Below are 11,687 nucleotides of genomic sequence, written 5' to 3' on the forward strand. Positions count from 1 at the left end.
TTTGTACTCCGAGTGTGTACAGTTTCAAACCATGATTTACATTCTAACATAAGAAACTGAAGCCGTGACCATTTGTGTATTTTTGCCAAACTAACTCCAGTACATACAACAGATGTAAAAGATTTCTGCAAAATCGACCGAAATCATAAGAAAAAAACACCAAACCAGCAAATTTCTTAAAGATTATATCTGTTTATTAAGATTATTTTTGTATATTTGCAGCATTATTTTGGTGGTAAAGCCTATTGGCCTGCCACGTGACAATAGGACTTTACGGAGCAAGCCTATATCACAATTCTTCTCCGTAGTAACAGTCCGTTCTCTCTCTCACTGGTCTCTCCCTGCGCGGCAGAGGCATACGTTTTTATATTTTTCAAACACTCCAAATTGACAGCGCATGAGAAAGTTTACTTCTTTGTTACTGTTAGGCTTCGCTCTCGGCAGTTTCGCGCAAACGCCCGGAGGAGTCAGCGGAAGCGAACTGTGGTTCAAGACTGCGCCTTTGAACTCAGACCTGCAAGGTTATTACCGTTGGCAGGATTTCTCTGGGGATTCCATACGGCTGATGCTATTGGACAGCCGTGGCGTCAAGTCTGAACTTACTCTTCCGAACAGTTCAGTCCATTACTTCAACTTCAATCCGAGTCTCTGGCTCGCAGACGGATTCCGTAGTCTGAGTGCCAAACTCAAACACGGCAACCTCTCGCAGGCTACCGTCATTGGTGTCTTTGCCCCCGAAATGGCGACCATCGGCAAGGATATGGTTGTCTATGCTCTTGACGGCCGCAAGGGCGACGGAGCCATTCTGAGCAAGGACAAAGCCGTAAGGGGTAGAGGTGTTGAACCACTGGACTATGGTTCAGCATCGGGTGAAGACCTGCTTTATCAATCAAGTGATTCCTTGTCCGAGAACGGTTTTAAGGAAAGCGCTCTGCGCGTTGTGTCCTACTTCAAGGTAAGCAATCCTTCAACAACATTGTGGGGAGACAACTCCAACACCACATTATTCATCGGAACCCCTTCCACCTCTGGCAGTTTCGGTACGGATTTCCCGACCTCGCTCTTCGGTAATGCTTCCATCCGGGGATATGCCCCTGAGCTTATTGTGTTCAGCAGGATGCTTACACCCGATGAGCGCAGAAAAGTGGAGAGCTATCTGGCGGTAAAGTACGGCATCACCCTCAAAGGCTCGTATCTTGACAGCGACGGAAACCTGACTTGGGATATGGCGGAGAACCAAGCCTACCACCATAGGGTCACAGCTGTTGGAACCGACACGGCAGGAAGTCTCTCCCAACCGCTTTCCGCAACATCATATGAGGAAAGTCCGGTGTATGCGGCCTTGAAGGAGAACGGAACTTATCATGACGCAAATCCATACAACCCTTCATCCGCTTCCCGTCTGCTTGTCATTGGACGTGAAAACGGCAATCCGATGCCGGACAGAGGCTTTACTTTCTGGGGCGACGATGATGTGGCACTTGCAACATATACATCACCTACAGATTCCCTGTGGCATGTCATGAAACGTACATGGATGGTCAAGACCAACGTGCCGTCAAAGCCCGACAGTACAGTGGCAAGATGGACTGCGCAAGGACTTGAAGTGTCAAGGAATGGCTTTACTGACAATATCATCCAAGAGAAAGCCGCTTCCGGAGCTTATGCCACGACCCCAGCCCTTGTTGGAGGTGGCGGTGCCTTTGAGTTCACCTGTCCGACAAGTCACCCGACTTTTGACGTTGGCTTCGGAAGCATCGGTGGCAGCACATGCAAGTATGGATTCCGGTTCACCAATGCTGGAGTTGTTTATCCGATCATCAACGGAGCGGTCTCAAATTCATACATCGCCACGGATGTTGACGGAACGGACATCTCTATCCGCAAGGAAGGCAAAAACATCTATCTGCGTGTTGACGGAACAGGAAGTGCAACAAGAACCATATCCCTTTCGGATGCAACTGACACAGACACAAATGTGGGCATTATCCGAACGGAAGGAGCAGAGTCCGCCTTGAATATGGCAGGCTTGAGGACAGGAGGAATCGATGATGTCGGTTATATGGCAGAGTTGAGCTATGACCTCACACCGGACAGGGAGTTCTCGGACTATTGCCGCAAGCGTACCGTCATGCTCATAGACCCAAGCGGAGAAGGTGATTTCGACATCAACAGCAATAGCAACATAAGATGCTCCAAGCCTGATATGACGAGGGGCAAGACCATATTCCGCAATATCCTATGGGATGCAGACGGAAGCGGAAGCGATGTGTTCACATTCGCCTATTATGACGGCATTTCCTATGATGCCACTCCTACGCCGTCAAGTTGCGAGAATGGAGTTCCACGCAATGACGGGTATATCGACATCGGCATCAACATCGGTACACCAGTCTATTCCTATGTGCTCAGCGTTGACACCGTTGCAGGAAAAGTAAAAGGAGAAACCATTGCCAGAGGAACATTCTTCGGTGACACGCATAGAATCACGAATCTTGCCCCCGGCGCCTATGCGCTGTCCGTATCACAAGGTGGAGGCAACGAGATTTATGCCACTGGCAACGCACTCTACACCTCATACTCGCATGACACCAGGACCTATCTGTCTGGCGACATCTCATGGACGGTGAACGATACAAAATCAAACTACCGTGTGGGATTGGAGCCAAGCCTCACGGACGAGATCACCCAATATGGCTTCGACGTGCGGGGCGACAAGGCGCATATCATAACCGGTGGATATACAAGCCTAACCAAATATGTCACCATCAAGCCGGGCGATGTGCTTAGCGTAACAGTCCGCAATATGCAGGTCACATACAAGTTGAACGGACAGACCGTGCATCATGAATATGTCTGGTCACTTCGTGCATGGCGGTTCTGCATCAAGTACGGAAAGGGCGAGACACATATCACAGACCTTACCGTAAACGGTACGCCTGTAACCTCATTCACCACAAGGGGCAACGTGCAGATAGAAACACCCAAGAAGTGTACGACAACGATGACCGTCTATGTCGGCAGCGAGTGTGATGCAAGTATGCCTAACGGAACACAGGCAAGGGAGAACCATGTGGGCAGCTCGGACAGACAGGCTGACAATACCTTCATTTCTGGAGAAGACGAGAATTTCACTGTCAATGGCAACGGTTCTACGACAGGCATCTACGAGGCTAAACTCACACAGGACAAGCCTTCTGCAGCCACATTGATGGTGTTTGACGTATCAGGCAAACTGGTAGTGTCACGCCAAATGACAGGCGAAAGCGTCAAGCAAGCCGACTTCAAGGTTCCCGCATCGGGTGTGTATGTCGTGAAGGCAATCTCCGAGAATGGGGAGCATACAAGGAAAATCTCAGTAAAGTAACTTAAAGGAAGATACGCATGAAGAATTATATACAGAAGGTGGCGTGGGCATTGGTTTTACTGCTTGCCGCCACACTGTCCCTTTCGGCAAAGGACGGGACAGCCGTGAGAAAACTCTTCAAGAAGGGTGTCTCTGACAGTATCTCCGTAGGAGGTAGCAAACTGGTCGTTCTTCAGAAAGACCTCATTCGGAACAGAAGCCTTTCCGTGAACTCTATCGGAGAGGAGAATGTTCCTGAACTTGACTTTGCCATGACCAACGTCACGGCAGGAGGACATGGCTACCGTTTTCTCCCTCACGGAACCCATTTCACAGGCGAGGGCGCGACAGTCAAGATAAAGTATGACCGCACGAGAATACCAAGCGGCTATACCGAGGACGACATCCGTACCTATTACTACGACCCGGCCGAGAAGCATTGGGTTGCGTTGGAGCGTGTGCGTGTGGACAAGAAGGAAGAGTGTGTCGTTTCAAAGACGACCCACTTCACCGACATGATTAACGGTGTGATACAGGCCCCGGAGTCACCGCAGACCGAAGGATTTGCCCCGACGATGATGAACGACATCAAGGCGGCAGACCCGACGGCGAAGCTCAATGTCATTGCGCCTCCAAGCGCAAACAACCGTGGCTCTGCCAACTTGCAGTATCCGTTCGAGATGCCGCCAGCACGAAACGGTATGCAGCCAAGCCTCGGCTTGCAGTACAGCAGCGAGGGCGGTAGCGGTTGGCTTGGCGAGGGTTGGAACGTCAGCGTGCCAAGCATTACGCTTGACACCCGGTGGGGCGTGCCTCGTTATGACATGTCAAAAGAGACGGAGACTTATCTCTTGTCCGGTTCAATGCTCTCCACTATGGATGACAACGGACAGATGGGAGTTGCACACCGTGGCGAGAAGATGAACAGAAAGGCTGACCGCCAGTTCTACACCCGCCAAGGCGGTGATTTCAGCCGTATCATCCGCAAGGGTGACAGTCCTGCCAACTATTATTGGGAGGTTACAGACAAGCAGGGTGTCAAGTACATCTATGGTGGTGACGGAGCTGTTGTAAAGGGCAATGTCACCGATGCTTCGGGCAATACCCGTGAGGTGATTGCCGAATGGAAGCTGAAACGTGTCGAGGAACTCCACGGTGACTATATAGAATATGTGTATGACATCGTGGATGAGGATGTGCGTGGCGGCTTGAAGGCCAAGGCTGCATATCTGAAGGAGGTTCACGCAGGTAATGCAGGACAGGAACCGCACACCGTTGTACTCTTTGAAGGCAACAAGATAAAGCAGGTAAAGACCAACAATGCCCGCTATGGATTCCTCGCCTCCTCCAACAGGCTGTTGGAGAAAGTGACCGTGAATTTCCAGGGCGAGACATTGCGCAGCTATGCCTTTGACTACAAGGAAGGTGCATTCCACAAGGAAATGCTCACAGGTGTCAGACAGTATGACAACACCGGAAAGGAAGTGGCTTTCCAGAACTTCGACTATTATGATGATGTGCAGGCTGAAAAGGGATATGTTCCGTTCAAGGACGATTCCGAGAAATGGAACACGCATGATGACGGACTTGACGCAGGTTTCGTCAATCCATTGAAGACTGTCAGCAAGCGCTTCAGCGACAAGCCAACTGCACTTGGCGGAACGACAAGTTCTTCTGTAAGCGGTTCGTTCTATGCAGGTGTGGGACCTTGGGACGGAAGCAAATGGAAAAGCAATACAATAGGAGGTTCTTACAGCTACTCCAGCGATACCAGCAAGGGACTTTCCGCATTCGTTGACTTGAACGGTGACGGACTTCCTGACAAGGTATACAAGTCTGGTGGTTCCGTATATTATCGTCCACAGGTCAAGACTGACAACGGAGAAGTAGTATATGGTGAGCCTGTCAAGGTAAAGGGCATCAGTAACTTCTCGACAACCAAAAGTTCTACGAACTCTTTCGGTGCGAAAGCCGTTGTCGGTTGGAATGTTCTGACTGCCGTTGTCGGAACGGACAAGTCAACCACTAAGACAAAGACCACTCAGTATTTCAGCGACATCAACGGTGACGGACTTGTTGACCTCGTTTCCAATGGCAAGGTATATTTCAACCATTTGGAGTTTGATCAGTCTGGCAATGCCGTGCCTACGTTTACATTGAGCAGTGCCGACACGCCAAGCCCAATCATCTATGGTGGCAAGGTTGACACTTCTGTCATGGAGGTCAGTAAGGATGAGCAGGCGGAAGCCATCAAGAACTCACCGATGGAGGATATTGTGCGTGTATGGCAGGCTCCTAAGGACGGAACTGTCAGCGTAACTGGTCAAGTAAGCCTCATTGCACCAACAGATGACTATGATGCTGACGAGTATCAGAAGGCAGACGGCGTAAGAATTGCCATCCAAAAGGGAGGCAATGAACTTTGGAACAAGACGATAGCCAAGGGTGACAACAGTCCATACAGCGCAGCCGTATCATCTGTTGCCGTCAAGCGTGGTGACAGAATCTATTTCCGTGTGCAGTCGGGTTCTGAGGAAACAAGCAACGGTTCTTTTGACAAGGTGAACTGGTCGCCTACTATTACATACGCTGGCGAGTCAAACACCTTACCTAATGGTCTTTCTTCAACAGAGTACAAACCTGATGATGGTGCCATCTATGATGTGAACACCTCTGCAAATGTGGAGAATGGATCAAGCGTTGAAGTTCACAGTGCCTTCCACAAGCCAGCAACAACCGACGATGTTGTTCTCAGCATCATTGGCAGCAACGACAAGAAAGACAGTGACGGAAACGACAACCCGAACTATATCGAGAAGACGGTCTTTGCTCGTACATTAAAGGCTAATGAGACTTTCAATGGCGATTCACTCAACATCAGTCTGGAGAATACTGAAAAGCTGACCAACTTCAGCTTTGAGATTTCATCTACCTCAAATGTTGATTGGAAGAATATCGGTTGGCAAGCGTCTGTGACTTATAAGGACTCTGCCAATATCGAACAGACTGTAGCCGTTCCTGCACACTACAAGATATTTGCAAATGCCTTGGCAGAGGGCAAGCCATACTTGACCACTGCGACTGATACCGTTTTGGTTGTGTCTCCAGTGCTTACCCTTTCGGACAATTCTATCAACGGTCAGATTACTTTGACCGCCAAGACAGAGGATGCGCTTGTTGGCAAGAAGTCTTTCACTATCGAGAATGGCATCTTGAAAGCCGATACTCTGCGATTTGCAACTACTGCAGGAAAGAACATCTGGTTTGAATACAGCTATCCGGCAGCAATCTCTAATGAAACTGTTACTTCAGCCTCTGTTTCCATTCTGAAAGATGCGGCAGGTCTTGTAACAGAGAATGTGCTTGCTGGATTCTATGCAGAGAATGACAATCTTGGCTTCGGTATGCTTTACCGTGGCTGGGGAGGTTTTGTTTATAACTCGGCAGAGGGCAGATATGCAAAGCCTATTGACGAGTCATTGCTGAAATTACCTGAAAACGAGAACGACAAGGTTGACCCTCTCACGATGGCATTCACTCCATTGGGTACAGACCAGACTTCTATGGATAAGTGGGTCGGTCAGCGACAGGACATCTACCTTACAGCGACAGAGGCAAGCACAGCCCGATTGACAGAACAGGATGTACTCCTTACCAATCCATTGGATAATAATACAGAGGTGGCAGGACTTGCAGGTGAATACTTGCAGGGTACTGGTGCGGCAGCTGTAAGCCAAGTGATGTCCAGCAAGAGCACGGTAGTGCAAGGCGGTGCGCTTGGCATCACGCACAACGATGCGAGCGGTAGTGCCAAGACAGAGGTCACCATGATGGATATGAATGGTGATGGCTTCCCGGACATCATCGCTGGTGGTACGATTCAATACACCAACTCTCTTGGTGGACTGAGTGGCGAAATCTACAAGGGCATCGGCTCTAACAACTCCGACAATGCTTCACAGGCATGGGGATATGGTGGCAATCCTGTTGCTTCGGCTTCTGATATTACCTATTTAATATCTGGAGGAAAGGCATCAATACTGAACCAACAGACTGCTTGGTTGGCCCAATTCTCCATTTCTGGCAGTGCGCCAAAGAATACTGATGAAGCTGTAGAATCGTTCATTGATATTAATGGCGATGGACTTCCTGACAAAATTCTTTCCGATAAGAAGGTAAGATTGAATCTTGGCTATGCTTTCACTGAGCCTATAGATTGGGAACTTGACCGTGTTCAAGGCGGTAAGAGTCTTTCTTATAATATTGGTGCAAGTGGTAATACTCCTGAGGCTGGCTGGGGTGAATTTAAAGATAAAAAATATAAGGGTATAAATAAGGCTTCTGGTAGTTTTTCCGCTGGCTTTGGTCTCGTAACCTCTGAAAGCGAGGAGGAATACAACCTTATTGACATCAATTCTGACGGTCTTCCTGATAAGGTATGGAAGAATGGTAATGGTATCACTGTTGCCCTCAATACAGGCAATGGCTTTGATGAGCCTATCAGTTGGAAGGGTGCAAATGCGCTTAGTGAATCAGCCTCTACATCAGAGTCGGCAAATGCAGCGTTCACTTTGACCATTAACATACCAGTCATCAGCATTAAGATTTCTACGAACCCTGGTGCTTCCACTTCTCACAGCATCAACCGCCCTACATACTCTTTGCAGGATGTGGATGGTGACGGTTATCTCGACATTGTTGAGTCTGAGAAGGAAAGCGAGTTGAAGGTTACACGCTCTGCCATCGGCAGGACAAACATGTTGAAGTCTGTCACCAACTCCTTGGGCGGCACTTTCACACTCGACTATGCGCATACCACTCCTACCTACGGACTTCCTGGTGGCAAGTGGGTAATGTCTGCCCTTACCGTTGATGATGGTATCCATGACGATGGACCTGTAATGACTACCGCCTTTGAGTACAAGGACGGCAAGCGTGACCGCCATGAACGTGAGTTCCTCGGTTTCGGTGAGGTCATCACCAAGAACCTCGACACGGAGAATGGCAATTCTGTTTACAGACAGGCTGTTGAGAACTACGATGTAGCCAACTACTACACGCAGGGCAATGTTACCGCTACTTCCGTGGAGGATGCCAACGGCAACAAGTACACCGAGACAAAGAACCGTTACGACAGCTACTATCTGACTGCCGACGGTGACAAGTACATGTTCGCAAAGCGTGACGTGAACCTTTGGAGTGACCGTGCATCTGCATTCGTACCTCTCCGCTATACGGCAAATTTGCAGTATGAGGGCGCTGTCAACGGTGTCATTACATCCGAGGCATGGAATGAGTACTACCTCAATGGCTATCATGGTGAGTTAAAGTCCTACAAGTACAGCGACAAGGGCAGTCTTGGCGAGGACGGAAACGGCAAGTTCGATTATGCGACTGCTATCAAATATACGGACAATGCAGCGAAGCACATCTTTGGTCTTCCTGTTGATGTAACGGTGACTGGCGGTGACGGCTCGCTCTACCACCATGTGACGGCGAAGTACAACACCAACTATGCCAACCACATCACCCAGATTACGCAGCAGTTGAATGACGGTGCGGCAGTTACCGATTACAAGTACGATTCTTACGGCAACATCATCCAGAAGACTCTCCCTGCCAACGGCAAGGGACAGCGTATGTGGTACAAGTACCGCTATGAGCCGGAAATGAACATGTATGTGGAGCGTATTGACGATGCGTGGGGTTACCGCAGCGAGCAAGGCAACTTCGACTATCGGTATGGTATCGCCAAGGAGCATCGTGACCTCAACAACTTCTACTACGAGACTGATGTTGACGACCTCGGTCGCATTACTGGCGTGCGTGGTCCTAACGAGTTGGCTACGGGTGTGCCTTATGCCATCGCCTTTGAATATCAGCCTTTGGCTACCTTTGGTGAGAGTGGCATTACCGCTCCTGCATACGCCGTGACCAAGCACTACGACATCCAGCACCCTAACGATGACTTGGAGACCGTTACATTCGTTGACGGTTTCGGAAGAGCCGTGCAGGTGAAGAAGGACGGTGTTGTGACAAGTGCATCCAAGGGAAGCTCTGCCAAGGACGAGAACGTGATGATTGTCAGCGGCAGAAACGTATATGACGCTTTTGGACGTGTGGCAAAGGCATTCTATCCTACAACGGAAGGAACCGGATCGAAATCAACGTTCAACAAGTCATTTGACAATGTATCTCCTACCGTCACAGTCTATGACGTGCTCGACCGTGCTACCTCAGTGACATTGCCGGACAACTCTACGACAACTACGGCATATACTGTTGACAATAGCAGTCATACTCTCGTTACAACCGTAACGGATGCGCTTCATAATGTGCAGGCTACCCATACCAATGGCAGTGGCAAGACGGTGAAGACCATTCAGAAGAGTGGTCCTGATGGTGAGATAACCACCTCGTTTGAATATGACGGCATACAGCGTCTTGTCCGTGTTACTGACACGGAGGGCAATGTAACGACCTCTACTTACGACATGGGTGACCGCCGCACGGAGGTGAACCATCCTGCAAGCGGCATCACCAGTTTCACTTATGATGCACTCGGCAATGTGCTGACCAAGCAGACTGCCAACCTTGCAAAGGAAGGCAAGTTCATCACCTATGATTACGACTATCTGCGTCTGACGGGTATCAGCTATCCTGACCACCCGGAGAACAACGTGAAGTATTACTATGGTGGTCGCAATGCCTCTCAGAACCGTATCGGCAGATTGATGCTCCGTGAGGACGGAACGGGTGCCATTGAGTATTTCTATGGCAAGATGGGCGAGGTGACGAAGACCCGCCGCACGATGATTGTGCCTAACCAAGCGATAGCAACCTACGTGACGCAATGGACTTATGACAGCCACAACCGTCTGTTGGAGATGATTTATCCTGACGAGGAGAAGATTACTTACTCTTACAATCTCGGTGGTCAGCTTGAAAAGGTTCATGGCTACAAGTCATACGGCTACGATTATGTAAGCAAGATTGGCTATGACAAGTTTGAGCAGCGTACATACTTGAAGTACTGTAATGGTGCTGAGACGTTCTACACCTACGACCCACAGCGTCGCAGATTGCAGAACCTCACCGTGAACAGCGGTGGCAACACCATTATGGATAACGCTTACACTTACGATGCGGTGAGCAATGTGCTCAGCGTAGTAAACGGTGCGTCAGTGCCTCAGAGTGGCAAGGCTGGCGGACAGATGGCGCATAACTATACTTACGATGCCCTCTATCGTCTTGTTAGTGCAACTGGTACATATACAGGTGCAGACAACAAGACCGCAAGCTACACTCTTGCGATGGGTTACGACAACATGCACCGTATCACATCGAAGCGTCAGATTCTCACGCAGAACAATGTGCAGTTCAACGGTACGTTGAATGCAGGTTATGATTTGTCATACACCTATGGAACAGAGACAGGCAAGAAGTTCCAACTCGCCAATGTGAAGGATGTTAACTACCGCACGGAGGAGACACCTTCAGAAAGCGAGAATGTGAACAACAATCATGCTTATGAGTATGATGCCAACGGTAATCTTGTCTATGTCAATACAAGCCGTACAAAGAAGGATGGCATGGCTGACGAGAAGACCGCAGAGCGCAAACTCAAATGGGATGAGGAGAACCGTCTCCTTGCTTCTGATGATAACGGCTTTGTGACCAACTATTGGTATGATGCAGACGGTGAGCGTACGGTGAAGACATCAGGTGAGAGTGACCAAGTCTATGTGAACTCCGAGTTTGCTGGAGGTCGCACAAACACAGCCAAGTTCTCATTGTATGTATCTCCTTATCTCGTTGCCAACCAAGGCGGACGCTATACCAAGCACATCTATATTGGCAGTCAGCGTGTCGTTTCCAAGATTGGTGACTTCGACTCTTACGGCTCAGACCCACGCCGCATCCAGTATGCAGGTAGTGAGACTGATGGCTTGTCTGTTGATTATAAGGTTAAATATACTCAGCAGTTGCAGGTTATCAAGGATAATTATGCAACCTTTGCAGTGCCGTACAATGGCGAGGACAACAACGACTATGTCGATGGCAAGGGTTTCTGCTGCAATGACGGCAGCTTGGAGGCTGCTCAGACACGAGCTTTAGCGAGAGCTGCAAAGAACAACTTCCAAGAAGGCGATACATACGAGAAGATGCAGTTCTACTACCACCCAGACCATTTGGGTAGCAGTAGTTACATCACCAACCTTGACGGTGAGGTAGTGCAGCATATCGAGTATGTTCCTTTCGGTGAGGTGTTCGTTGAGGAGCGCAACAACATTTGGAATACACCTTATCTTTTCAATGCGAAGGAATTCGATGAAGAGAC

Annotated in this window: 2 protein-coding genes; both read left to right on the forward strand. The window is 49.2% G+C overall.

Annotation, left to right across the window (positions count from 1 at the left end; genetic code table 11):
- The first annotated feature begins 397 nt into the window (after positions 1–397).
- Positions 398–3,367 carry a T9SS type A sorting domain-containing protein gene (locus F7D47_RS01305; protein WP_153086570.1) on the forward strand — a complete coding sequence of 990 codons (2,970 nt, stop codon included), beginning with the start codon at positions 398–400 and terminating at the stop codon, positions 3,365–3,367.
- Between the two features lie 17 nt (positions 3,368–3,384).
- Positions 3,385–11,687 (forward strand): toxin TcdB middle/N-terminal domain-containing protein (locus F7D47_RS01310; protein ID WP_153095739.1); only part of this gene is annotated, 8,303 nt, incomplete at its 3' end.

This window comes from Segatella copri, from assembly GCF_009494835.1.
GTDB lineage: Bacteria > Bacteroidota > Bacteroidia > Bacteroidales > Bacteroidaceae > Prevotella > Prevotella copri_F.

What these genes read in the sequence shown, in the direction of transcription:
- F7D47_RS01305 (WP_153086570.1), top strand. Translation starts at nt 398, where the DNA reads ATGAGAAAGTTTACTTCTTTGTTACTGTTAGGCTTCGCTCTCGGCAGT.